Raw genomic sequence first — 22,747 nt, forward strand, 5'->3', positions numbered from 1 at the left:
TCGGTCGGATCTACGAAGCTTTTGAAGCCGTTGAGGCGAAGGCGGGAAAACCGCATGAAGAAGGCCCACACTGATTCTGCGTCAGGGGTCTATGCTGCGCGGCGGAAGACCCGCGAGTCAACGAAACCGCACCGGATATGGGGCAAAATGGGCGGTTATCCACAAGATATCGGGTGCATTAGGTGTCTCTGGTTCAAAAATACCTCCGCCGGAGGCCTTAAAATTCGCGAATTTTAGGACGCGCCTGCCAAGGTCGCTGTCGCTTTCGACCCAATGACGCCGGAAACCACCTTGACCCACCGTGCGACAAAGGCGCACAACAGGCGGGCATGGTTCCACTCTGACCGGCTAAGCCGGAAAGGGGATCAAAAGGGAATGTGGTGCGGGCCGATCCAATCAGGAGGCCGAATGCCACAGCCGCCCCCGCGACTGTAAGCGGTGAGTGTGCGTCCAAATCCACTGGGTAACCGGGAAGGAGGGCGCAAACCACGATGACCCGCAAGCCAGGAGACCTGCCATGCGAGACTGAAACCAACCGTCGGGGATGACGGAACAGGAGAGTAGACTATGAACGCGACCACCAAAACAATCGCCCGCGCTGACGTGCAACTGATGCCCATCGTATTCGCGGCCCTTGCCGGTGCGATGTTGCTGCTGGCCTCTGGCTACGCGCAGGCGTCTGTGCTGCATGATGCGGCGCACGATCAGCGTCACGCCATGGCGTTCCCCTGCCACTAAGGCAGACAGCGTAAAACCATGTCACAAAAATTGCTGACCAGCGCTGTGTTCGCTGGGCTTGCAGCGGGGCTGATTGTCGCCGCGTTGCAATTTTATTTCGTCATCCCGACGTTGCTGGAGGGTGAGCTGTTCGAGGGCGGCACTCGCGTGCATTTCGGTGCCGACGGATCGCCACAATCCGAACGGGGTGCGCCCGGTTTGGGCGGCGAATGGGGCCGTCATCTGATGACGGTCGGATTCAATATCGTGACGTATGTGGGCTTCGGGTTTTTGATGCTCGCCGTGATGGCCCTGACCGAGATGAAGGGGTTCACCACAATCACGGCCCGTCAGGGGATCATCTGGGGCCTGTGCGGCTTTATCGCAATCCAACTCGCCCCGGCGATTGGCCTGCCGCCTGTATTGCCTGGCACCATCGGGGCCGAGGTTGAGGCGCGCCAGGCTTGGTGGCTGGGCACGTTGATTGCCTCCGGTCTGGGTCTGTGGATGATCGCCTTTGTGCGCGGGCCATTGGCGCTGCTAGGGGTGGCGTTGCTGGCAGCACCACAGCTGATCGGGGCACCGCGGCTAGACACCTATTGGGGCGTGGCCCCGCCAGAACTGGCCGCGCAATTTGTGACCTATTCGCTGGGGGCGGCTGCCGTGGGCTGGACCTGTCTGGGCTTTTTCTGCGCCTATTTCTGGACGCGGGAGGCTTAGGCGGGGATACGTCCCACCAGACAAAACCGCAGATTGCCGGCGGGCCGTGCGTCCATAATCTGCCCATCGGGTGCTGCGGCGTAAAGTTTGGCAAAGGCCTCAATGTCCTCGGGGGCGTCGGGGTCCACGCCGGTGAACAGATAAGCGGCCTTGCCCTCGGCCCGAACGGCCAAAGACACAGGGCTGTCGCAGACGTTCATGCAGTCGGTGGTTTCCACCGGCACGCTGCCCTTCAATGCGCGGGCCAGATCCGCGCCGCCGGTACAGCCGGTGCAAATGATAAATCGGTCTCCGGTCGTGGGGGCCATTGGACTTCCTTTCGCGCGCCTTGGGCCACATGACATAAGGACGAAAAACATGCCTGCCAAGATTCCTGCCACCGTCGTCACTGGTTTTCTGGGGGCCGGTAAGACCACGTTGATCCGCCACATGCTGGAAAATTCGCAAGGGCGCCGCATTGCGTTGATCATCAATGAATTCGGTGATCTCGGCGTCGATGGTGACATCCTGAAAGGCTGCGGCGATGAAACCTGCACCGAAGACGACATTATGGAACTGTCCAATGGCTGCATCTGCTGCACCGTGGCCGATGACTTCATCCCGACCATGGAAAAGCTGCTGGGCCGCGATAACCCGCCCGATCACATCGTGATCGAAACGTCGGGTCTGGCGTTGCCGCAACCCTTGGTACGCGCATTCAACTGGCCCGGCATTTCGACCAAGGTGACTGTGGACGGTGTGGTAACGGTCGTGGACGGACGCGCCGTGACGGACGGGCGGTTCGCCCATTCCGTTGAGGCTGTGGATGCCCAACGCAAGCTGGACGACAACCTCGATCACGAGACGCCGCTGAGTGAGCTGTTCGAGGACCAGATCGCCTGTGCGGATATGATCGTGGTTAACAAAGCGGATCTGCTGGAAGGCGGTCAGGCCGATGATCTGCGCGCCGCGTTGAAATCGGATGCCCGTGACGGCGTGCAGGTGGTGACCGCAACGATGGGTGCACTGCCGGTAGATGTGTTGCTGGGTCAGGGTGTCGGGGCCGAAGGAGATCTGGACGCTCGCCATGAGGTGCATCACCACCATCATCACGACGATGATCACCATGATGATCACGCGGACGACCATCATCACCATGATCATGAACACGGCCATGACGAGTTTGAGAGTTTCGTGGTCGAACGGGGGGAGATCACAGATGCCACGGCCTTTGCCGAACAGGTGGCCGATGTGATCCGCGCCCATGACATTCTGCGCCTGAAAGGGTTTGCCGCCATCGAAGGGAAGCCTATGCGGTTGACCCTGCAGGCCGTGGGCCCTCGGGTCGATACCTATTTCGACCGCCCCTTTGGCGACGCGCCCCGCATCACGCGGCTGGTCGTAATTGGTCAGGCCGGTTTGGATCATGCGGCGATTGATGCCGCCCTGCGCGCATGATTTCGGTCGAACCCGCTGACCCCAAGGCCCCCGGCCCAGCCGCGCTGCTGGGCCAAAGCCACGCCTTGATGAATGCGATGTTTCCAGCTGATGCCTGTCACTACCTGGATCTGGATGCGCTGTGCGCGGACCACATCCGGTTCTTTGCGGCGCGTCATGGCGAGACCGTGCTTGGCACTGGCGCACTGGCGGTCATGGACGGCTACGGTGAAGTCAAATCCATGTTCACGGACGAAGCTGGGCGCGGAAAAGGCGTGGCCGCCGCCGTGCTGCGGATGATCGAAGACACAGCACGCGCTGAAGGCCTGTCGCTGTTGCGGCTGGAAACAGGCACAGGGCTTGATGCGGCCCACCGGCTGTATCGCCGTTTTGAGTTCACCGAATGCGGGCCTTTTGGCAGCTACGAAGCAGGCCCTTATTCGTTGTTTTTTGAAAAGGCGCTTTAATGTCCGTTTGTGCCGTCTCTGTCCTCTGGTGCGTCGCCATTACTTTGATCATGACCTTTCTGGTCGATGTTTTCCCAGCCGCGCAGGGCCTTACCGCCCCGTTCGTCTATGGCGGTCTCGCCTGCTTTGTTGTCTTTCAGCGGTTCTGGAATATCGCGGTCTTCCATGGCCTTGGGCCCGTCGGGCATGGGGGACGGCAGATCTTTGCCGGGTGCGGGTTTTGGATCAGGCATCGGGTTGGGCAGGTCTTTGGTCATGATTGTCTCCTTTGCGTCATCAACGGAGCAAGACGCCGAAAGGTTCAGCCATGCACCTTTTAGCCGCAGCGCCCGGCACGATTGACGACGGGAAGGAACCCGTTGATCTGGGGCAGACCCCCGCCGATGTGGTGGTCATTTCTGCCGCTGATACGGAACTTGCAGCGCTGTCGACAGCGCGGGGCGAGATGGCGGAGGCACCCAGCCTGCGATTGGCCAGCCTGATGCATTTGATGCATCCGATGTCGGTCGATCTGCATCTGGACAGCTGTGCCACCAAATCGCGGCTTGTGATTGCACGGGTGCTGGGCGGCGTAGGCTATTGGACCTATGGCGTCGAACAATACGCAGCACGACTGCGTGCAGCGGGCGTGCCTTTGGCCCTGCTGCCAGGGGACGACAAACCAGACGCGGAATTGCGCGCGCTGTCTACGGTCACCGATGCGGACTACGACGCATTGTGGTCCTACCTTGTCGAAGGTGGCCCCGAAAATTCCACGAATTTTCTACGCTACGCGGCCACGATGTTGGAGGGGTCCGCGCGTCCTGATCCAGCGCGACCGCTACTCAAAGCAGGGGTCTATTGGCCCGGCGCGGGCGTCAGCGATCTTGCGACCGCACAAGCCGCGTGGACCGACGGCGCGCCCGTTGTGCCGATCGTATTCTACCGTGCTTTGGTGCAGGGCGCGGGGCTGAACCCGATCAATCGGTTGGTCAAAGGCCTCCTGCGTGCTGGCCTGAACCCGCTTCCGGTGTTCGTTGCCTCACTGAAGGACCCGCTGTCGCAAGCCACGCTTGAAAGCCTGTTCAACGCAGCCCCACCCGATGTGATCCTGAACTGCACAAGCTTCGCCGTCGGCTCCCCCCACGCAGGCGATACAGCGGCGATGAACCCGCTGGCCGCAGACTACGCCAACGCAGCACCGGTGTTTCAGGTCGTGCTCGCGGCCTCCTCTGAAGACGCATGGTCCGAAGGGCTCACCGGTTTGTCCTCCCGCGATATCGCCATGAACGTAGCCCTGCCTGAGGTCGATGGCCGCGTGCTGTCCCGTGCGATCAGTTTCAAAGGGGAGGCCTATTTTGACGAGGCCACCGAATGCCCCATCGCCACCTACCGCGCCGTGGGCGACAGGGTGGACTTCGTGGTGCAACTGGCCCGCGCATGGGCCAACTTACGCGGCACACCTGCTGCACAGCGCAAAGTCGCACTGGTGGTGGCAAACTACCCCAACAAAGACGGGCGTCTGGCCAATGGCGTGGGCCTCGATACCCCTGCAGCAACAGTCAACGCCTTGGGTCTATTGGCGCAGGCAGGCTATGACGTGACACCGCCGGCCGACGCGCAAACGCTGATGGATCGCATGATGGCGGGGCCCACAAACTGGCTCACCGACCGCGCCGACCGACAGGGGGGCGAACGCCTCCCTCTCGACATCTACCGCGCCCATTTCGATGCGCTGCCTTGGGCCGTCAAAGACCAGGTCCTCACACGCTGGGGCCCGCCTGAGGAGGATCCCTTCTTCATCTGGCCCGACAAACTCCCCCCGGAGGGTCGGTCTGAGGCAGGCTTCGCCCTCTCCATTCATCGCTACGGCAACGCCATCGTGGGGCTGCAACCGGCGCGAGGATATAACGTCGATCCCACAGACACATACCACAGCCCCGATCTGGTGCCGCCCCACAACTATCTGGCTTTCTATTTCTGGCTGCGCCACCACTGGGGCGCCGATGCGATCGTGCATATGGGCAAACACGGCAACCTCGAATGGCTGCCCGGCAAGGCCACAGCCCTGTCAGACACCTGTTGGCCCGAAGTGGTCCTTGGCCCCACGCCCCACGTCTATCCCTTCATCGTCAACGACCCCGGCGAGGGCACGCAGGCCAAACGCCGCGCGGCTGCAGTTATCATCGATCACCTGACCCCACCCCTCACCCGCGCCGAAAGCTACGGCCCCCTGCGCGATCTGGAGGCTTTGGTCGATGAATATTATGAAGCCGCAGGCGTGGATCCCCGCCGGATAGACCATCTGCGTCGGGAAATCCTGTCGCTGTCAGACGTGACCGGGCTGGCGGCAGACGTGGGCTTTGACGGGGATGAAGACGGCGATCTGACCAAGCTGGACGCTTACCTGTGCGAGCTGAAAGAGGCGCAGATCCGCGATGGGCTGCACATTTTTGGACAATCGCCCGAGGGCGAACAACTGCGCGATCTGGTGATCGCCTTGGCCCGCATCCCCCGTAGCGATGGGCAGGGCGGGGATGCGTCCGTTTTGCGCGCCTTGGCATCTGATCTGGGCCTTGGATTTGATCCGCTGGATTGCGATATGGCCGCACCCGCCGGGGACAAACCGGCCCTATTGGCCGACCTGACTTCGGACACATGGCGCACGCTGGGCGACACCGTCGAACGGTTGGAACTGTTGGCAATTGCCCTGATGGAGGGCTCTCAAGCCCCCGGCCCCGCATCGGCAGCCGTTGCCACTGAAATGCGGGGCGCGATTGCAGACACTGTTGCGGCCTGTGGTCCGCGCGAAGGGCACGGGTTGCTCCGCGCCCTCGCGGGGCAGTTCGTGGCCCCCGCCCCATCGGGCGCCCCCACACGCGGGCGGTTGGATGTCTTGCCCACGGGTGGAAATTTCTATTCCGTCGATGCGCGCGCGGTGCCCACGCCCACGGCATGGGCACTTGGATGGAAATCAGCGAACCTATTGATTGAAAAACACCTTCAAGACCACGGCGACTGGCCACGGGCCATGTTGGTCACGGCTTGGGGTACGGCCAACATGCGCACGGGCGGCGATGACATTGCGCAGGCCATGGCGCTGATGGGGGTGAAACCGAAATGGGACGCCGCAAACCGCCGTGTCACCGGGTTTGACATCATCCCCGAAGGCGCATTGGGCCGCCCCCGGGTCGATGTCACCCTGCGCATCAGCGGCTTTTTCCGCGATGCATTTCCACAGCTGATTGCTCTTTTTGACAGTGCGGCGCGCGCCGTTCAGGCCTTGGATGAACCCCCCGCACAAAACCCAGCGGCCGCGCGTGCGCGCGCTGGCGAAGGGGCGGCACGGGTCTACGGGTCCAAACCCGGGGCCTATGGTGCGGGGCTGCAAGCCATGATCGACGAACGGCTTTGGGCGGACCGCGCCGATTTGGCAGATGCCTACCTTGAATGGGGCGGCTATGCCTATTCCGCCGCGCAAGAAGGCGAGCGGGATCGGACAGGGTTTGAAGCACGATTGGGTCAGGTTGAGGCGATTGTCCAAAACCAAGACAATCGCGAACATGATGTCCTCGATAGCGACGATTACTACCAGTTCGAAGGTGGGGCGGCCGCGGCAGTGGCTTCCCTTCAGGGGCGCGACAGGCCGATTTACCACAACGATCATTCGCGACCCGAACGGCCGGTTATCCGCACGTTAGACGATGAAATCGGGCGGGTCGTGCGGTCCCGCGTGGTGAACCCCAAGTGGATCGCGGGCGTAAAACGCCATGGCTACAAGGGCGCATTTGAAATGGCCGCCACGGTCGACTACCTGTTCGCCTTCGCCGCAACGACGGGCGTCGTCAAAAACCACCACTTCGATTTGGTCGAAGAGGCCTTTCTGGCCGACGATGACACGCGCGAGTTTATCAACGAGCACAACGCACCGGCCCTGCGCGAGATCGCCCAGCGCCTGCAAGAGGCCATTGATCGCGGCCTTTGGACCCCGCGCAGCAATTCAGCGCGGGCACGGATTTTGGCGATAGCGGAGTAACGACGGAAGCTAGAGCCCAGCAGCAAGCGCTGCAATGCCCAGATACATACAAAAAATACACAGTGAAAAAGTTCGCATCCAGCCGTCCTCCTGACGCTCTAAGACCACGGGAAGGGGCGGGAATTTCAGGGGAAAAGACAGGACGACTTACCCTAACCTTAAAGGCGAGGCATTCCACGCTGCACGCGAAAATAACCATTGGCATCATGCCAAAAACGCGGGACACATGTCGCGCGCCCACAGACATTCACAGGAGATCGCCATGACAGACGACGCCGACCGCCACGCCATGAAGATGGCCAAGAAGAAGGCCGCGCGGGACAAGATCATGGCGACCAAGACCGACAAAAAGGGTCTGATCATCGTCCATACCGGCAAGGGCAAAGGTAAATCCTCCGCCGCGTTTGGGATGATTTTCCGCCACATCGCCCATGGAATGAAATGCGCTGTTGTGCAGTTCATCAAGGGGGGGATGTCCACCGGCGAACGTGATCTGATCTTGGGCAAATTCTCGGATGAATGTGCGTTTCATACCATGGGTGAAGGGTTCACTTGGGAAACGCAGGACAAAACCCGCGACACAGAGATGGCCATGGCCGCGTGGGAAAAGGCCAAGGAACTGATCCGCGATGAAACCAATTCGATGGTCTTGCTGGACGAAATCAACATCGCAATCCGGTACGATTATGTGCCCATCGCCGAGGTCGTGCAGTTTTTGGCCGAAGAAAAGCCCGACATGACCCACGTGGTTTTGACGGGCCGCAACGCCCATGACGACCTGATCGAAATTGCCGATCTGGTGACGGAGATGGAATTGGTCAAACACCCCTTCCGGTCCGGCATCAAGGCACAGATTGGCGTTGAATTTTAGGAACCGTTGACCCGTCCTGTCGGTTGTTTGCTTGACCTTTCAGGAGAGCAAAGATGAGCAAGAACCGAGAGCAAGTTTGGGACGAATGGCGTGATCTGGTGAATATGGCGCCGCAGGAATTGGACGATTGGCTGGACACGGATGAGAGCAAATCAGTCGGCGACACCGAGGACGGCGAAAGCACGGGTCATAAATCCGGCCGGCGGATCGTGAAGATCAAACGCACCAACAAGGACGATTTGACAGACGATCAGTGGTCGCACATGGGCAAGGTCGTGGGCTATATCAAACGACATTTGTCGCAGGGTGGGCCGAAAGAGGATGTGGAAACGTCGGCGTGGCGGTATTCTTTGATGAACTGGGGACATGACCCCCTGCAAGAAGGCAGCTAAATTTCTCGAACTTTAGCGCGCGGTGGAGGACAGGATGGCGACACGGCTACTTACAGAATTCGGTATGGGAACGTCGCTGCGCAGGCGCGACTACACGCAGGCCGCACGCCGTGCGTTGCAGGATGCGCTGTGGCACAACTCGATCAATCTGGCGGAACTTTACGGCAAGCCAAAAGAGGCCATGCAAATCACCGTTGAGATCGGCGTGCAGCGCCCTGATGCTGTCGACACCGACGCCTTGCGGGACATCTTTCCCTACGGCCAACTGAACTTTTCGGTCGTCGAAGGCGGGCTGGATGTGCCGCGCCCTGATGGGGAACCTACGGTCATCGCCAATGTCGCCCTATCTGTTGCGTTGGAGTTGAATACATGAGCGATCAGCGGTTCATCATCGAAATGGGCATGGGCAATGACCTTTATGGTCAAGATTACACCAAGGCCGCCGCGCGCGCGATTGAGGACGCCTTGCGTCATTCATCGCTCCCCCTGTTTGAGGCCACAGGCCTGTCCCATGATGCCATGAGGGTGCAGGTGACTGTGGGCGTGCAGGACCCGGATGCCGTAGATTGCGCGGCACTGGCGGAAAAACTGCCCCGTGGGCAGGCCGATGTGCGGGCGGTCAAAGGCGGGTTGAACGTGACCAATCCGGACAATGGCAATGTGATCGTCATAGCCTCTGCCGCAGTTGAAGCGTTTTTGCCGTTTCAGGGCTAGAACGGGTTCAGGACCCATGTCAGGGTTTCGGGCAAAGGAGATTTGCCATGCCTGATGACGTTCGCATTCCAAATGATTTGGACAGCTTCTGGATGCCCTTTACGCCGAGCCGCGCCTTTCAGGATGCGCCGCGGCTGATCCACAAGGCGGAAGGCGTGCGCTATGTGACCATCGACGGGGCCGAAAAGTTTGACGGCACGGGCGGGCTGTGGTGTTCCAACGCGGGTCATAATCATCCGCGCATCGTCGAGGCGATCCAGCGTCAGGCGGCGGAGCTGGATTTCGCCCATAACTTTGGCCAAGGCCATCCGATTGCGTTTGAGGCGGCAGCACGGGTCGTCGATCTGGCGCCCGGCATGGACCACGTGTTTTTCACCAACTCCGGGTCCGAAGCCGTGGATACCGCGCTGAAGATCGCACTGGCCTATCACGCCGCGCGCGGGGACGGCGGGCGGCGCATGTTGGTGGGGCGCGAAAAAGCCTATCACGGGATCAATTTTGGCGGACTCAGCGTGGGCGGGATCGGCTTGAACAAGGGACAGTTCGGCACGCTCTATTCCTCCACCGCGCATTTGCGGCACACATGGTTAGAAGAAAACCACTTTAGCCGTGGAATGCCAGAGCACGGCGCGCATCTGGCAGAGGATTTGCAACGGCTGTGCGATCTGCATGGCGGTCACACTATCGCGGCGGTGATTGTAGAGCCTGTGTCGGGGGCGGGCGGAGTCTTTCCGCCGCCTCTGGGGTACCTTGAGCGACTGCGTGAGATTTGTGACGCCAACGGGATTTTGCTGATTTTTGATGAGGTTATCACCGGCTTTGGCCGTATGGGCACGCCCTTTGCCTATGAAGCCTTTGGTGTGCAGCCCGATCTGGTGACCTGCGCAAAAGGCATGACGAACGCCACAGTGCCCATGGGCGGCGTGTTGGCGACAAGTGCTGTGCGTGAGGCCTTCCGTCAGGCCCCCAGCAAAATGCCCGATCTGTTTCATGGATATACCTATTCAGGCCATCCCCTGGCCTCCGCCGCGTGTATCGCCACACTGGATGTCTATCGGGACGAGGATATTTTTGGCAACGCCGCGCGCATGGCCGCCCCGTGGGAGGAGATGTTGCACGGGCTGGCCGATATCGACGCAGTGGTCGACGTGCGCAACTGCGGGATCATCGGTGCAGTGCAACTGCGTCAAGACGGTGCAGTGGGTGACGCGGGCCGTGCAGCCCATGCGGCACTTTGGGATGCGGGGCTGATCGTACGGCCCATCGGGGACGCGCTCGCCATGTCCCCGCCGCTGACGATCACGCAGGACCATGTGGATGAGGTCGGGGCCACGTTGCGGTCTGTGCTGGCGGGATAGTGGGGCGCTGCCCCCGTCGCCTTTGGCGCCTCCCCCGGAGTATTTAGGGCAAAACGAAACCTAAACCTTGGCAAGCCCCGAAAGGGTGAGCGCAGGGGACAGGGCGTCTTCGTCCACATGCAGGTCAATGACGGAGAAGGTGCCGCTTGCTTTGGCGCGGTCAAAGGCCGCGGCGAAGTCAGCAGTTGTTGTCACTGTTTCGCCATGGCCGCCATAGGCGCGCGCGAGGGCTGCGAAGTCAGGATTGGTCAACATCGTGCCGGAGACGCGACCGGGATAGGTTTTTTCCTGATGCATGCGGATCGTGCCGTAGCGGCCGTTGTTCACAACGATCACGATGGGTGTCGCGCCATACTGGGCCGCGGTGGAGAGTTCGTTCAGCGTCATCTGGAAACAGCCGTCGCCAGCGAGGCAGACGACCGTCTTGCTGGGATGTTCGAGGGAGGCGGAGATCGCCGCAGGAAAGCCATAGCCCATCGAACCAGACGTGGGCGCCAGTTGAGTGCCATAGGTTTTGTACGTGAAATAGCGGTGCAGCCACGCGGCGTAATTGCCCGCCCCGTTTGTCACCATTGCGTCCTCGGGAAGGGTTTCTGACAGGTGTTTAATCACCTGTTCCAGCTTCGCCTCGCCTGGGGTTTCTTGCGGGTTCGTCCATGCGTCATAGTCAGCGCGCGCGGCTTTGATCCAAGCGCTTCGGTCGGGCATGTCGGCAGGCTTGAGCGCGTTCAAAAGTGCGGGGATGGCGCGGGGGGCGGTTTCGACCCAGCCAAGGGTTGGCCCGTAAACGCGACCGATTTCTGCGACATCATGGTGGATGTGAAGAATGGTTTTCTGCGGCTCCGCCGGATCGACAAGCGTGTAGCCTTGCGTGTTGATATCGCCAAAACGCGTGCCGATCAGCACCAAGCAATCGGTGGCGCGGATGCGGTCGGCGAGTTTAGGATTGATGCCCACGTTCAAGTCGCCCGCGTAGTGGCTGTGACGGTTGTCCACATAGTCTTGGCGGCGAAAGGATGTAACGATGGGCGCCTTCGCGGCCTCGGCCAGTCGGGCGGCGGCAGTGGTCGTACCTTTGTCCCAATGGGGGCCGCCCACGATGATAAGGGGGCGTTCAGCATGCGCCAACGCTTTGGCAAAGGGGGCGGCACCGTCTTGGCTCCCTGCTGTATCCGGCACCACAACACCGGTGAAATCTGCAACCTCTGCCTGCGCGCTCAGCATGTTTTCGGGTAGAGCCAGAACCACCGGGCCGGGCCGTCCGGTTTGGGCCACTCGGAAGGCGCGGGCGATGTATTCGGGCAGACGATCGGTATGGTCCACCTGCGCCACCCATTTCACGAGACCACCGAAGAGCGATTTATAATCCACCTCCTGAAAGGTTTCGCGATCGGTGTGACGGTTGTTGATCTGGCCCACAAAAAGCACCATGGGTGTGCTATCCTGCTGGGCAATATGCAAGCCGGCTGAGGCATTGGTGGCACCGGGGCCACGGGTCACAAAGGCCACGCCGGGCTGGCCTGTCATCTTGCCATAAGCCTCAGCCATCATGGCGACGCCGCCTTCTTGGCGGCCAACAATATTGTCGATGCCCGCGTCATACAGACCATCCAAAGCGGCCAGAAAACTTTCACCCGGCACGGAGAACACACGCCGCACGCCGAGCTTCACCAATTGATCCACCAAAATCTGTCCGCCATGTCGCATATTGAGGCCTTTCTTGCTTGGCCTGCACCTTTGCGCACTGGCCGCGTGGGGGAAAGCCCCTAGGTTGATATCCAACACAAAATCGGAGGCACAATGTCCTATCTTCTCGGCCTGTCTGGATCGCTGCGCGCGGCATCCACCAACACCAAATTGATCCGCGCCGCTGCGGATATTTATGGCGGCGACTATCAAGAGGGGGATTTGCGATTGCCGCTTTATAATGGTGATCTGGAGGAGGCTGAGGGTATCCCCGCATCCGTCCAGACCTTAGCGGACCAGATCAAAGGGGCGGAGGCGGTCGTGATCTCATCCCCTGAATACAATAAGGCGATTTCCGGGGTCCTCAAGAACGCCCTTGATTGGGTCAGCCGGACAGATGGCAGCCCATGGTCAGACAAACCCCTCGCGATCATGTCCGCCACTGCAGGCCGCGCCGGAGGGGAGCGGGCGCAATTTTCGCTGCGCCTGTGCATGATGCCTTTCGGGACGCGGATCATCCAGACGCCAGAGGTGTTGGTGGCCGCCAGTTCGCAGCAGTTTGACGACGCGGGAGCCTTGACCGGCGACAGATATGTCAAAACGCTGACAGCCTTGATGGACGCGCTAAAGGCCGAGGTCGCGCGCAGCTAGGACTTGCGCCGCGGCATAGGATTGGTCAGCGTCCGGGCATGACGGAACAGACTCTAACCGATGTAATGGACCCCGCCCGCGCGCGGGCGTTGCAGGCCGCCCTTGGGGTTGATGTGACGGCTGAGGCGGGGCGTGCCCTGCCCCCGTTCTTTCACCACATCTATTTCTGGGACCCGCAGCCACCTGAGAATCTGGGGCGTGACGGCCATCCGGCGGTGGGCGGGTTCCTCGCCGATATGGGGTTGCCACGGCGGATGTGGGCCGCTGGTCGCTTGCTGTTTCACGCGCCGTTGTTGGCGGGTGTGCAGGCCGATAAGACCAGAATGATTGAAGGGGTGACACGCAAAACAGGGCGGTCCGGGCCACTGGCCTTTGTCCGGATACGCCACGACATTCGCCAACGGGGCACGGTGGTTCTGACTGAATGGCAGGATCTGGTCTACCGCGAAGATGGCGGTGCGGCAGCGGCCCCGCCCCAAGCCCGCGTCGATGAAACCCACCGTGAGGACGCCCATTTCAACAACACGCTTTTGTTTCGGTATTCCGCGCTCACGTTCAACGGGCACCGCATCCACTATGACGCGGATTATGCCCGCGAGGTTGAGGGCTACGACGGCTTGGTCAGTCATGGGCCATTGCTGGCCCAACGGTTGATGCTGATGGGGGAACGGATGTTGGACCGCTCTTTGACCGAAGTGAATTACCGCGCGACGTCACCTCTGACATTGCCCCATTCGGCCACCTTGTGTTGGGCCGATGGAACCGCATGGGTGCGCGGCCCGCACGGGGTACAATGCATGATCGCGCAGATGCGCTAGAGGCTGCGGTCGGGGGCAAAAGCCTCGGGGATCAGGTTTTCGCCAGTGGTGATCAGATGCGCCAACTGTTCGGCACAAAGCGGTGCCATGCCGAAGCCGATTTTAAAGCCGCCGTTGGCGATGAAATCACCCTGGCGGAACGGATGTTGGCCCAACATGGGCGCACGGGTGCGCGCACGAGGGCGGACACCGGCCCAGCGCATGACTTCAGGCGCGTCACGCAGGACCGGCATAAGGGCACGTGCCTTGTCCAGCAGCGCATCGCACTGGGCGTCCGTCGCGGTGCCATCGTCGAATTCGCGTTCTGTGGTGGACCCGATTGCCGTGGTGCCATCGCCGTGGGGAATAATATGCAGCCCGTCGATAAAAGCCTGCGGGGCGCTTCGCGCGTCGTGATCCAGCAACACGGCTTGGCCTTTGATACCTGCCCCCACAAGGCGGCTGTGTTGCGCTGTCAGCTCTGCCAGACCCTGATGGCCCGTGGCCCAGACTGTGGGGCCGTCGAAGGGCATCTCATCGGCGCTGATGATCCCGCCCTTGGCGCGGATCGCGGCGGCCAAAGCCTCACAGGCCTGACGGGGATGAATGCGGGCCGACAGGGTGTCGAAGACCCACAGGCCGGACGCAGACGGCGGGGCGAAATCGCCCGGTTGATCGGTGATGCGCCATACCGCGCGGCCTTGCCACAGGGCCTCAGCCCCTTTGGCGCGGTCCTTGGCCAAGGCGACACCCGCCTCGGCCAAAGGTTGCAGACGTCCCGTGCGGGCATAACCCGGATCGCGCCCGCCCATGGTGGCAATATCGGCCCACCAGTCTTCGGCCATCAAAAGGCTGTCCAGTTGAAAGCCCTTCTTGGGGTTCCACTGTTCGGGCACATGAGGCGCCAGCGCGCCCACGATCCCGCCAGATGCACCGGACGCCGCGCCGTTTGGGTCAATGACGCGCACGGACAGGCCCCGTTTCAACAGCGCCCAAGCGGTCGCCAGCCCAAAGACTCCAGCCCCGCGCACTGTCACGTCTGGCATTGCCATCGCCGTCCCCTGCTTTCATGGTCTGGGCGAGACATAGGACACAATGACATGACAGACCAGCGGGCAGATTTGGAATGGCGCGACGGCAGCGTGCCGGTGTCGCGCCGGTTCGATGACCCTTACTTTTCCCTCGATGATGGGGTGGCGGAGACGCAGCATGTCTTTTTGGCAGGCAACGACCTGCCTGCGCGGTTTAAGAATGGATTTTACGTTGCCGAATTGGGCTTTGGCACGGGGTTGAACTTTCTGGTGACATTGGCCGCATGGCGGACGGCGGGGGTAGAGGGGCGGCTGCACTTCACCAGTTTTGAGGCTTTCCCGATGCGTGTGTCAGAAATGATCGCGGCTTTGTCCGCGCACGAAGGTCTGCCCGTAGATGTCTTTGACGTGAAAGACGACCTGATCCCCCCGCACCTCAGCGGGGCGGACTACGATTTGCATGTGGTCTACGGCGATGCGCGGGACACTCTGCCGACTTGGGACGACATGGCCGACGCGTGGTTTCTGGACGGATTTTCACCGGCCAAGAACCCCGAACTCTGGGGCGACGCGCTGTTGGCTGAGGTCGGCGCGCATACCAAGAGCGGGGGCACTTGCGCCACCTATACCGCCGCCGGTTTTGTGCGGCGCGGGCTTGACGCCGCAGGGTTCGACATCACCCGCACCCCCGGTTTCGGGCGCAAGCGGCATATGACCCGAGGGGTCAAACGATGACAGGCGACCGGTTGGGCATCTGGCTGATGGTGGCCACAACCTTTGTCTTCGCGGTACAGGACGGGATCAGCCGCCATCTGGCAGGCGAATACAACGTGCTGATGATCGTGGCGATCCGCTACTGGTTCTTTGCCGCCTTTGTTATCGCCATTGCCCGTCGTCAGGCTGGGTCCATCCGTGCGGCAGCGGCCACGTCGCAGCCGTGGGTGCAGGGGTTTCGCGGGCTGCTGTTGGCGGCTGAGATTTGCGTCATGGTCTGGGCCTTCGTGTTGTTGGGACTGGTGGAGGCACACGCCGTGTTCACCTTCTATCCGCTGTTGGTCGCCGCCTTATCCGGACCGGTCTTGGGCGAACGGGTCGGCTGGCGGCGCTGGGCGGCCATTGGCGTGGGATTTGTCGGCGTTCTGATCATTCTGCAACCGGGGGTCGCTGTCTTTAGTCCGGCGGCGGCGGTGCCGTTATTGGCGGCGTTTATGTTTGCGCTTTACGGACTTCTGACGCGCTACGTGGCACGACGCGACAGTACTGCGACGTCGTTCTTTTGGACCGGCGTGACTGGTGCTGTGATGATGACCCCGCTGGGTCTTTGGGCATGGGAGCCGATGATCCTTACGGATTGGATGTGGATGGGTGCACTGTGCATCACCGGCGCGTCGGGCCATTGGTTGTTGATCAAAACCTACGAAGTGGCGGAGGCCAGCACAGTCCAACCTTTCGCCTATCTGCAACTGGTTTTCGCCAGCGCCATCGGCCTGATGATCTTCGGCGAGGTCTTGTCGCTGAACGTGATGTTGGGCGCGGGGCTGGTCGTGGCCGCCGGGCTGTTCACACTATGGCGGGCGCAGCGGGCCGCAGCCTAGCGCCTATTCGCCAGCGGGGGCGACAGGGCGCACGGGCGCGGGGCCGCTTGGCGCGGGCGGGGTGTCGGGGGTTCGGTCGAGGTCAGGTGCTGCGGCAACGGCGGGGCGCGCCACGGGGCGTATGACCGGAACCTCACCAATCAGCAGATCGGTAAAACGCACCGGCGCAATGCGGCCTGAAAGCCGCGCGCGGTAGACGGGAATGCCTTCGGTGACGCGCATGACGTAGTTGCGGGTTTCACGAATCGGGATGTGTTCGATCCAGTCGATGACGTCCACCGGCGTCCCGCCGCCTAATCCGCGACGCGGATCACCACGTTCCGCCATCCACCGGCTGGGCCGCCCCGGACCCGCATTATAGCCCGCCGCAATCATCGCCGGACTGTTGCCAAATTCACGGGTGAGATAGGCCAAATATTCCGACCCAAGCGCCACGTTATACCGCCAATCGGTCGTCAGCCGCGCGCGGCTGTAGGGCAGATCAAGCCAGCCTGCCACGTCGCTGGCGGTGCCGGGCATCAACTGCATCAGCCCCAGCGCGCCAACGGAGCTTCCGGCGTCGACACGAAACTCCGATTCCTGCCGCGCGATGGACAGGGCGAGGGCGGGTTCGACGGGCATGTCGAGGTCGGCCATGGGATGGATCGGGAAGTAGACGTCTTGCACCAGTGTCCCATCGCGAACGGCTGTTTTGGCGGCAAGGACGGCATAGAAGGGTTCATCAATTTCCATCAGCATCGCACCCAGTTGGCCCAAATCCTGACGTGACATCTGGGCTGCCGCATCGCGGATAAACAGAACCGCAGACCCGCGTTCACCGGCATCCAAAAGGGCCAATCCCGCGCGGACGAGATCGTTTTGCAAAATGCGCCCCGTGCGCCAGTCGCCGAAATCAGCACCGCCCACCAGATCGGGATCGAGGGTCAGGCCCAACCGTTCCGCAGACAGCAGGCCATAGAACGACGTCTGATGTTGCGCGCCTGCCTGAAAGGCGGCCACCGCCGCCTCTGCATCGCCACGGCCCTCATGGGCGCGACCCAACCAATAGCCAGCACGCCCTTTGGAAATGGGCGAGGAGACGGAGGCGTCAAAAGCCTCAAAATGCCCAAGCGCACGATCAAAATCGCGCAAATACGTCAGTGCGATGTAGCCAGAGAGCCATTCGAGGTCGGAAAAATTCGCCTCATCCGGGGCAATAAAATGATCCGCGGCCAACGCGTAGGCGCGGTCAATATTGCCTTCGCGCATGTGCCAGCGCGCCAGAATGCGCCGCCACGACCCCCAGCGCCACGGCACCCCCAGCGCATCCGCACTGGACGATTGCGCCAGCAGCAATTCGGAGGCATCGGTCCAGTCGCTGCGATCCGCAAGCCAGTTGAACCGGTCATAGGCCAGCCCCGGATCAGACCGCAGGCGGTCCGGGATCAGGGCGCGACGGTCCTCCAGATCACTGGCTTTCGTGATGTAGCCAATACGCGCGCGGGTCAGGGCCGCGGTCCCTTCGTCCAAAAGCGGCAGGACATTTAGGGCATCAGATGTCCGCCAACGCCACAACAGCATGTCGGCACGGGCCGCGTGAAACGGCGCGACCACCTCGGGATAGGCATCGACGATGGCCTGATGACCCATCTCCGTGAGGCCCGCCGTCGTCCACACAGCGGCGAGCATGGTTTCAGCCTCCGCCCGCCTGCCCGCGCGGATCAAGGCACCGGCATAGGCTGCGGCCCCTGCGCCGGTTTCTACATCGTGGCCGTCAAAAAATCGCAGGATATCCGCATCGGCCACGGCCCCATCAATGCTGCGTTCGGCGGCGGCACGGATGCGCGAAAGGCCCGGCCAATCGGACCGCTCTGCTAGGAATCGGGTATAGACCGCGAAAGGACGCTCCGCGCCTTCAGGGTCACGCAGATCCAACCAGCGGAGCAGATCAGCCTCAACCGGATCCATCTTCTGCACGGTCTGGTAGGCACTGGCGCTGTCACCCGTGCGCAGCATGTCTACCGCGTTGGAAAACGTTGCATCCGGTGTGGTTTGCGCGACGCTGGTGGTCGCGCTTAGAACCAGGGCGGCGATCATCCGACAGCCGAATTTCAATGACATCTGATCCCCTCCCGCCCTGTTGATCGTCGCCCGCACGCGCAGCCGCAGGTCTGTTGTTGTTACAACAAACCTAAGGCGTCATGCGAAAGCTACAACTCACAAACTTGGCAAAGGCGGAAAACCCCGCTAGGGGACGAGGGATTCACGGGCGACTTGCCCCCCCAACTGAAAGGATGCGTATCATGCTCAAGGGTTCTCTCCCCGCTTTGGTCACGCCGTTCAAGGACGGCCAGTTGGATCTTGATACGCTCAAAAAACTGGTTGAGTGGCATATCGAGCAAGGCAGTCATGGTCTGGTGCCCGTCGGCACGACCGGCGAAAGCCCGACCCTGACACACGCGGAACATGATCTGGTGGTCGAAACCGTGGTGCAGGCCGCAGCTGGGCGTATTCCCGTGGTGGCAGGTGCCGGGTCCAACAACACCGCTGAAACCGTGCGTCTGGTGAAGGCCGCAAAGGCCGCCGGTGCCGATGCCGCACTGGTCGTGACGCCCTATTACAACAAGCCCACACAACGCGGATTGATCGCGCATTTCACGGCCGCTGCGGACTGCGGACTGCCGATTGTGATTTACAACATTCCGGGCCGGTCGGTCGTCGATATGACGCCTGAAACCATGGGCGTATTGGCCAAGCACGACAATATCCTTGGCGTCAAAGACGCGACGGGTGATCTGGCACGGGTGCCGAACCAGCGGCTGAGCTGCGGGACGGACTTTGTGCAGCTTTCCGGCGAAGACCCCACCGCCATCGGGTTCAACGCACAAGGCGGCGTGGGCTGTATTTCTGTGACGGCGAATGTGGCCCCTGCCCTGTGCGCCCAGATGCAAGAGGCGACTCTGGCGGGGGATTATCCGGCGGCTTTAGCACTGAACGACCGCTTGATGCCGCTGCACAAGGCCATTTTCACCGAACCCGGTCTGGTCGGGGCGAAATATGGCATGTCCCTGTTGGGGCTGTGTTCCGATGAGGTCCGGTCCCCGCTGACCGGTTTGGAAGACAGCACCAAGACCAAAATGCGCGATGCGATGGTTCATGCGGGTCTGCTGAACTAAGATCAGCCAGCCAGATTTAGAATGTTTTGCGGGCGGGGATTAAACCCCGCCCGTTTGCGTTTGCGCCTCAAACCTGTCGTTGAGCCGCCAGATGCCCCAGGCCACAGGGATCGCCGCAAGGCCACCGATGACGTAGGCCAGCGGCTCGTCATAGAATGTCTCAAACGCTTGGGTGTAGGCGTGGATTGCGCCAAAGGTCATGGCCGCGTTGAAGATGCCACGCCGGTTGGTGTGTGCAGACCAGACGGCGGCCAGCACCAGAAGAACAGCCCAGACGATGGAATAAACGTGTTCGGAAATGGTGAGGGCCGTGGCCTCGAACGCATCGCGCGCGGCAGTGTACTCTTCATAGGTCCCTTCGGCCCGCCAGTAGGATGTGCCGGGGCCCCAGATCGACAGGCCGACAACATCCCCCCAGAGCGACCCCACCAGAAAACTGAGGTTCGCGACGATAAACGCCATGATGCCAAACAGGTGCGTGTGACGACGGACCCGTTCCGTCAGCATGTGGGCGAGTGCGATGCACACGACCATCGCAAGCGACATTTGCAGGATCGTGAGGGTGCTTTCCGGGCTATAGAAAGCATACATGCCCGACCAGTAGAACGTGCCGGTCTCCAGCATCTGGGCGAAGGGCACGATGGCCAATGCGGTGACAAGGCGCACGTCAACCAACAGGCCGAACCCGAAAATCAAGGCTGCGACGTAGCCGTGGATTACGGCAAGCGGCAGCCCCGTGAGTTCAATCGCCTCGCCCCAGATATAGACGCCCGCGATGTGCAGGGAGGCCGCCATGAGTGTCAGGCTACCTGACAGGAAACGGGCGTGGGGTGGGCTACGGCGGAAGGCAAAGACAGTCCCGAGGATCGACAGGATGCCCAACACAATCAGCGCAAGACCACCGTCCCGTTCCCCCAATTTATCCACCAAATCGACCATCCCGCCAAAGGTCAGCATCCCCGCCCCGATGAGGGCCGCCGCAGTGCCAAACATGCGGTAAAGGTCGCTTGCTTTCAGCAAAACGACGGTGCCGATTGCCAGAAACAAACCGCCCGTGATCGCCACGGCGAGAGCATCAGCCAACCAAAATACGAACCCGATGGCAGCGGCGATGATCCCGACGCAGAGCACCGAATTGATCACAAGCGACACCATCACCTGCCGCGATCTGCGGGCGATAATCTGTCCTTGGGCGGGTGTAAGAACGCCTTCGGCGATAAGGGCTTCGGTTTGGACGACGTGGGGCATGGGGTGGCTCCGATCTATGAACATCGTTCATGTAACGCATTTTTGAACACTGTTCAAGTCACATCTTGAGCCATCCGTCGCCCCAATCAACGTCCGCGCTGCCCACAAAGGTGGCGACGCGGTCGATTTCGGCTTCCAATGCTTTGACGCGGGCTTTGCCCATCCGCACGCCGGTCTCTGGCCAAAAGGCGGTCACGACGGTGCGGTCACCGTCCCGTTTGGTATCAATACGACCAATGATGCGGTCCCCCTGCAGGACGGGGAAAACGTAGTAGCCGTACTGGCGTTTTGGCGCAGGGACAAAAATTTCTATCCGGTAATGAAACCCCCAAAGCCGTTCGGCACGTTTGCGATCGCGCAAGGCGGGATCAAAGGGGGAGAGCAGCCGCACCCGCGTGGACGGCTCTGGCGGGGCGCTATTGAGTATTTCAGGCAAAACGAAGCAACGACGGAGCGTGCCATCATGAGACTGGACGTCTGCCTCAACGATGGTTTGGGATTTGAGCGCGCGGGCGCACCATGTTTTGGCCTGTGCGGGGGTGGCGATGGCGTAGAAGGCCGCAAGTTCACCGGAGGTGGCAAAGCCCAAACGGTCAAGAGCGGTGCGGCAGGCCCAATCGATCATGTCCTCTTCCGTCACGCGGGCATTGAGGTGTTCTGGCGGAATCACCCGTTCGGTCAGGTCGTAATATTTGCGAAACCCGCGCCGATGGCAGACGGACAGCTCACCCGAACGCCACAGGTATTCGAGGGCGGTTTTGGACGGGTGCCAATCCCACCAGCCGCCTGATTTTCTCTCTTCGTCTTCGCCCACATCCGTAGAGGAACAGGCACCCGCATCCGCGATTTGACGCATCACCGCATCCAGTTGGTCGCGAAAGCCCTCGCGGCGCCATGCGTCCCACTTTGTGTCCATATGCGCTTTGTCACGTGCGAATTTGTGCCGCCAGACAGGAAAGCTGGCCATTGGGATGACCGAGGCGTCGTGGGTCCAGTGTTCAAAGGCCCCACGGGTTTTCATAAGGCGCGGCAAATTTGGCGGGCGGTATTGTTGACGGCGCGACCACAGGATCAGGTCATGGGCGCGGGCCAATGTGTTGACGCTGTCCACCTGCACAAAGCCCAGATCATCAATGACCGTTTGCAGATCTGCGCCTTTGCCCGTCCCACTGCGAGGCCCAAGCAGCAGGTGATGGTCCAAAAACAGACGGCGCGCGGTTTGATTGTCGATCAGGGGGCGGGTCATGAGGGTCCTTGGCGTGGTTTCCGGCATGCTACGGGTTGTCGTGCCCCATGCCATCCCTTATCTGCAACGGATCATGGCCAAAAAAGACGACAACTCCAACTATAAGGTGATCGCCGAAAACCGGCGAGCTCGGTATGATTATACAATCGAGGATGACCTTGAGTGCGGCATTATCCTGTCCGGGTCCGAGGTCAAATCCCTGCGCACGGGGCAATCCAACATCGCAGACAGCTATGCCTCTGTTGAGGATGGGGAATTGTGGCTGACCAACGCCTATATCGCGCCCTACAAGCAGGCCATGTTCCCCCATGAAGAACGCGCACGACGCAAGTTGCTGGTGTCGCGGCGTGAACTGGCGCGGCTTTGGAATGCGACCCAGCGGCAAGGGATGACCCTTGTCCCACTGGTCATGTATTTCAACCACAAGGGCCGGGTGAAACTGAAGATCGCCGTGGCCAAGGGTAAGCAAAAGCAAGACAAACGCGCCACCGAGGCCAAGCGCGATTGGGGCCGCCAGAAGGCCCGCCTGCTGCGCCACGGGGAATAGACGGCGTAAGCTCCCCTATTGTTTGAAAACCGACTTCTGTTAGCCTGCGCGCAGCACATGCTGTGGTGGGCGGAGCTGTGCGAAATTGAATATATCGCCCCCAATAGGAAGGATTGGGAAC

23 protein-coding genes and 1 riboswitch are annotated in these 22,747 nt (G+C 61.1%); of the genes, 16 read left to right on the forward strand and 7 right to left on the reverse strand.

The features are described 5' to 3' along the window. The first annotated feature begins 313 nt into the window (after positions 1-313). Positions 314-534, forward strand: a riboswitch (cobalamin riboswitch). Positions 535-567: 33 nt separating this feature from the next. Both ACTG36_RS00005 and ACTG36_RS00010 read left to right on the forward strand, forming a co-directional pair. After that, positions 568-738: a CbtB domain-containing protein gene (locus tag ACTG36_RS00005; RefSeq protein ID WP_296417993.1), complete on the forward strand. Its 171-nt coding sequence runs from the start codon at positions 568-570 to the stop codon at positions 736-738. A gap of 18 nt (positions 739-756) precedes the next feature. Beyond that, positions 757-1,437: a CbtA family protein gene (locus ACTG36_RS00010; protein WP_375279289.1), complete on the forward strand. Its 681-nt coding sequence runs from the start codon at positions 757-759 to the stop codon at positions 1,435-1,437. Here the strand turns inward: ACTG36_RS00010 and ACTG36_RS00015 are convergent. Beyond that, the gene (locus ACTG36_RS00015; RefSeq protein WP_439141139.1) at positions 1,434-1,745 is read right to left on the reverse strand and encodes a DUF1636 family protein; all 312 of its coding nucleotides are present in this window, start codon (positions 1,743-1,745) and stop codon (positions 1,434-1,436) included. The two genes, ACTG36_RS00010 and ACTG36_RS00015, sit on opposite strands and share 4 nt — an antisense overlap. A 49-nt stretch (positions 1,746-1,794) precedes the next feature. Here ACTG36_RS00015 and cobW point away from each other — a divergent pair, with 49 nt between their 5' ends. Together cobW and ACTG36_RS00025 are read left to right on the forward strand one after the other, a co-directional pair. Continuing rightward, on the forward strand, positions 1,795-2,874 hold the full coding sequence (gene cobW, locus ACTG36_RS00020; RefSeq protein ID WP_375279291.1) for a cobalamin biosynthesis protein CobW: 1,080 nt from the start codon (positions 1,795-1,797) through the stop codon (positions 2,872-2,874). Continuing rightward, complete coding sequence (locus ACTG36_RS00025; RefSeq protein ID WP_439141142.1) at positions 2,871-3,320, forward strand: GNAT family N-acetyltransferase; 450 nt, start codon at positions 2,871-2,873, stop codon at positions 3,318-3,320. The genes cobW and ACTG36_RS00025 overlap by 4 nt, the downstream gene beginning before the upstream one ends. On the opposite strand, the gene ACTG36_RS00030 is transcribed toward ACTG36_RS00025, so the two are convergent. Continuing rightward, entirely contained in the window at positions 3,317-3,577 is a 261-nt protein-coding gene (locus ACTG36_RS00030) for a hypothetical protein (protein ID WP_375279293.1), read from the reverse strand. The two genes, ACTG36_RS00025 and ACTG36_RS00030, sit on opposite strands and share 4 nt — an antisense overlap. 50 nt (positions 3,578-3,627) lie before the next feature. Here ACTG36_RS00030 and cobN point away from each other — a divergent pair, with 50 nt between their 5' ends. From cobN to ACTG36_RS00060, 6 genes are all read left to right on the forward strand, one after another. Further along, positions 3,628-7,335, forward strand: coding sequence for a cobaltochelatase subunit CobN (gene cobN, locus ACTG36_RS00035; RefSeq protein WP_375279294.1), 3,708 nt, complete (start codon positions 3,628-3,630; stop codon positions 7,333-7,335). A gap of 262 nt (positions 7,336-7,597) precedes the next feature. Further along, positions 7,598-8,206, forward strand: coding sequence for a cob(I)yrinic acid a,c-diamide adenosyltransferase (gene cobO, locus ACTG36_RS00040; RefSeq protein WP_375279295.1), 609 nt, complete (start codon positions 7,598-7,600; stop codon positions 8,204-8,206). 53 nt (positions 8,207-8,259) lie between these two features. Then, positions 8,260-8,598, forward strand: coding sequence for a DUF3140 domain-containing protein (locus ACTG36_RS00045; protein ID WP_375279296.1), 339 nt, complete (start codon positions 8,260-8,262; stop codon positions 8,596-8,598). A 34-nt stretch (positions 8,599-8,632) separates the two neighbouring features. Continuing rightward, entirely contained in the window at positions 8,633-8,971 is a 339-nt protein-coding gene (locus ACTG36_RS00050; protein ID WP_375279297.1) for a Lin0512 family protein, read from the forward strand. Next, positions 8,968-9,312 carry a Lin0512 family protein gene (locus ACTG36_RS00055; RefSeq protein WP_375279298.1) on the forward strand — a complete coding sequence of 115 codons (345 nt, stop codon included), beginning with the start codon at positions 8,968-8,970 and terminating at the stop codon, positions 9,310-9,312. The genes ACTG36_RS00050 and ACTG36_RS00055 overlap by 4 nt, the downstream gene beginning before the upstream one ends. A gap of 47 nt (positions 9,313-9,359) precedes the next feature. After that, the gene (locus ACTG36_RS00060; RefSeq protein WP_375279299.1) at positions 9,360-10,670 is read left to right on the forward strand and encodes an aminotransferase class III-fold pyridoxal phosphate-dependent enzyme; all 1,311 of its coding nucleotides are present in this window, start codon (positions 9,360-9,362) and stop codon (positions 10,668-10,670) included. Positions 10,671-10,730: 60 nt separating this feature from the next. Here ACTG36_RS00060 and ACTG36_RS00065 read toward each other — a convergent pair whose 3' ends face one another. Continuing rightward, positions 10,731-12,377 (reverse strand): thiamine pyrophosphate-binding protein, encoded by a 1,647-nt coding sequence (locus ACTG36_RS00065; protein WP_375279300.1) that lies wholly within the window; start codon positions 12,375-12,377, stop codon positions 10,731-10,733. A gap of 93 nt (positions 12,378-12,470) precedes the next feature. Between ACTG36_RS00065 and ACTG36_RS00070 the strand changes: the two genes are divergently transcribed. Beyond that, positions 12,471-13,007 carry an NADPH-dependent FMN reductase gene (locus tag ACTG36_RS00070; RefSeq protein WP_375279301.1) on the forward strand — a complete coding sequence of 179 codons (537 nt, stop codon included), beginning with the start codon at positions 12,471-12,473 and terminating at the stop codon, positions 13,005-13,007. 38 nt (positions 13,008-13,045) lie between these two features. Continuing rightward, entirely contained in the window at positions 13,046-13,825 is a 780-nt protein-coding gene (locus tag ACTG36_RS00075; RefSeq protein ID WP_375279302.1) for an FAS1-like dehydratase domain-containing protein, read from the forward strand. Here ACTG36_RS00075 and ACTG36_RS00080 read toward each other — a convergent pair. Continuing rightward, positions 13,822-14,856, reverse strand: coding sequence for an NAD(P)/FAD-dependent oxidoreductase (locus ACTG36_RS00080; RefSeq protein WP_375279303.1), 1,035 nt, complete (start codon positions 14,854-14,856; stop codon positions 13,822-13,824). The genes ACTG36_RS00075 and ACTG36_RS00080 overlap by 4 nt on opposite strands. A 48-nt stretch (positions 14,857-14,904) precedes the next feature. Here ACTG36_RS00080 and mnmD point away from each other — a divergent pair, with 48 nt between their 5' ends. Beyond that, positions 14,905-15,570, forward strand: coding sequence for a tRNA (5-methylaminomethyl-2-thiouridine)(34)-methyltransferase MnmD (gene mnmD / locus ACTG36_RS00085; RefSeq protein ID WP_375279304.1), 666 nt, complete (start codon positions 14,905-14,907; stop codon positions 15,568-15,570). Next, positions 15,567-16,430, forward strand: coding sequence for a DMT family transporter (locus ACTG36_RS00090; RefSeq protein ID WP_439141148.1), 864 nt, complete (start codon positions 15,567-15,569; stop codon positions 16,428-16,430). Before mnmD ends, ACTG36_RS00090 begins: the two co-directional genes overlap by 4 nt. 3 nt (positions 16,431-16,433) lie before the next feature. On the opposite strand, the gene ACTG36_RS00095 is transcribed toward ACTG36_RS00090, so the two are convergent. Beyond that, on the reverse strand, positions 16,434-18,530 hold the full coding sequence (locus ACTG36_RS00095) for a lytic transglycosylase domain-containing protein (RefSeq protein ID WP_375279306.1): 2,097 nt from the start codon (positions 18,528-18,530) through the stop codon (positions 16,434-16,436). A gap of 182 nt (positions 18,531-18,712) precedes the next feature. Here ACTG36_RS00095 and dapA point away from each other — a divergent pair, with 182 nt between their 5' ends. Continuing rightward, on the forward strand, positions 18,713-19,585 hold the full coding sequence (gene dapA, locus ACTG36_RS00100; protein ID WP_375279307.1) for a 4-hydroxy-tetrahydrodipicolinate synthase: 873 nt from the start codon (positions 18,713-18,715) through the stop codon (positions 19,583-19,585). Between the two features lie 39 nt (positions 19,586-19,624). On the opposite strand, the gene ACTG36_RS00105 is transcribed toward dapA, so the two are convergent. Together ACTG36_RS00105 and ACTG36_RS00110 are read right to left on the reverse strand one after the other, a co-directional pair. Then, complete coding sequence (locus tag ACTG36_RS00105; protein WP_375279308.1) at positions 19,625-20,833, reverse strand: hypothetical protein; 1,209 nt, start codon at positions 20,831-20,833, stop codon at positions 19,625-19,627. A 58-nt stretch (positions 20,834-20,891) separates the two neighbouring features. Then, complete coding sequence (locus ACTG36_RS00110; protein ID WP_375279309.1) at positions 20,892-22,079, reverse strand: winged helix-turn-helix domain-containing protein; 1,188 nt, start codon at positions 22,077-22,079, stop codon at positions 20,892-20,894. Between the two features lie 73 nt (positions 22,080-22,152). Here ACTG36_RS00110 and smpB point away from each other — a divergent pair, with 73 nt between their 5' ends. Continuing rightward, positions 22,153-22,626: an SsrA-binding protein SmpB gene (gene smpB, locus ACTG36_RS00115; RefSeq protein ID WP_375279675.1), complete on the forward strand. Its 474-nt coding sequence runs from the start codon at positions 22,153-22,155 to the stop codon at positions 22,624-22,626. Positions 22,627-22,747: the final 121 nt, after the last annotated feature.

The sequence above is a fragment of the Pseudooctadecabacter sp. genome (assembly GCF_965657175.1).
Classification (GTDB): domain Bacteria; phylum Pseudomonadota; class Alphaproteobacteria; order Rhodobacterales; family Rhodobacteraceae; genus Octadecabacter.

Coding starts and splice junctions, on each gene's coding strand:
- ACTG36_RS00005 (WP_296417993.1), top strand. CDS start 568: ATGAACGCGACCACCAAAACAATCGCCCGCGCTGACGTGCAACTGATG.
- ACTG36_RS00010 (WP_375279289.1), top strand. CDS start 757: ATGTCACAAAAATTGCTGACCAGCGCTGTGTTCGCTGGGCTTGCAGCG.
- ACTG36_RS00015 (WP_439141139.1), bottom strand. CDS start 1,745: ATGGCCCCCACGACCGGAGACCGATTTATCATTTGCACCGGCTGTACC.
- cobW (WP_375279291.1), top strand. CDS start 1,795: ATGCCTGCCAAGATTCCTGCCACCGTCGTCACTGGTTTTCTGGGGGCC.
- ACTG36_RS00025 (WP_439141142.1), top strand. CDS start 2,871: ATGATTTCGGTCGAACCCGCTGACCCCAAGGCCCCCGGCCCAGCCGCG.
- ACTG36_RS00030 (WP_375279293.1), bottom strand. CDS start 3,577: ATGACCAAAGACCTGCCCAACCCGATGCCTGATCCAAAACCCGCACCC.
- cobN (WP_375279294.1), top strand. CDS start 3,628: ATGCACCTTTTAGCCGCAGCGCCCGGCACGATTGACGACGGGAAGGAA.
- cobO (WP_375279295.1), top strand. CDS start 7,598: ATGACAGACGACGCCGACCGCCACGCCATGAAGATGGCCAAGAAGAAG.
- ACTG36_RS00045 (WP_375279296.1), top strand. CDS start 8,260: ATGAGCAAGAACCGAGAGCAAGTTTGGGACGAATGGCGTGATCTGGTG.
- ACTG36_RS00050 (WP_375279297.1), top strand. CDS start 8,633: ATGGCGACACGGCTACTTACAGAATTCGGTATGGGAACGTCGCTGCGC.
- ACTG36_RS00055 (WP_375279298.1), top strand. CDS start 8,968: ATGAGCGATCAGCGGTTCATCATCGAAATGGGCATGGGCAATGACCTT.
- ACTG36_RS00060 (WP_375279299.1), top strand. CDS start 9,360: ATGCCTGATGACGTTCGCATTCCAAATGATTTGGACAGCTTCTGGATG.
- ACTG36_RS00065 (WP_375279300.1), bottom strand. CDS start 12,377: ATGCGACATGGCGGACAGATTTTGGTGGATCAATTGGTGAAGCTCGGC.
- ACTG36_RS00070 (WP_375279301.1), top strand. CDS start 12,471: ATGTCCTATCTTCTCGGCCTGTCTGGATCGCTGCGCGCGGCATCCACC.
- ACTG36_RS00075 (WP_375279302.1), top strand. CDS start 13,046: ATGACGGAACAGACTCTAACCGATGTAATGGACCCCGCCCGCGCGCGG.
- ACTG36_RS00080 (WP_375279303.1), bottom strand. CDS start 14,856: ATGGCAATGCCAGACGTGACAGTGCGCGGGGCTGGAGTCTTTGGGCTG.
- mnmD (WP_375279304.1), top strand. CDS start 14,905: ATGACAGACCAGCGGGCAGATTTGGAATGGCGCGACGGCAGCGTGCCG.
- ACTG36_RS00090 (WP_439141148.1), top strand. CDS start 15,567: ATGACAGGCGACCGGTTGGGCATCTGGCTGATGGTGGCCACAACCTTT.
- ACTG36_RS00095 (WP_375279306.1), bottom strand. CDS start 18,530: ATGTCATTGAAATTCGGCTGTCGGATGATCGCCGCCCTGGTTCTAAGC.
- dapA (WP_375279307.1), top strand. CDS start 18,713: ATGCTCAAGGGTTCTCTCCCCGCTTTGGTCACGCCGTTCAAGGACGGC.
- ACTG36_RS00105 (WP_375279308.1), bottom strand. CDS start 20,833: ATGCCCCACGTCGTCCAAACCGAAGCCCTTATCGCCGAAGGCGTTCTT.
- ACTG36_RS00110 (WP_375279309.1), bottom strand. CDS start 22,079: ATGACCCGCCCCCTGATCGACAATCAAACCGCGCGCCGTCTGTTTTTG.
- smpB (WP_375279675.1), top strand. CDS start 22,153: ATGGCCAAAAAAGACGACAACTCCAACTATAAGGTGATCGCCGAAAAC.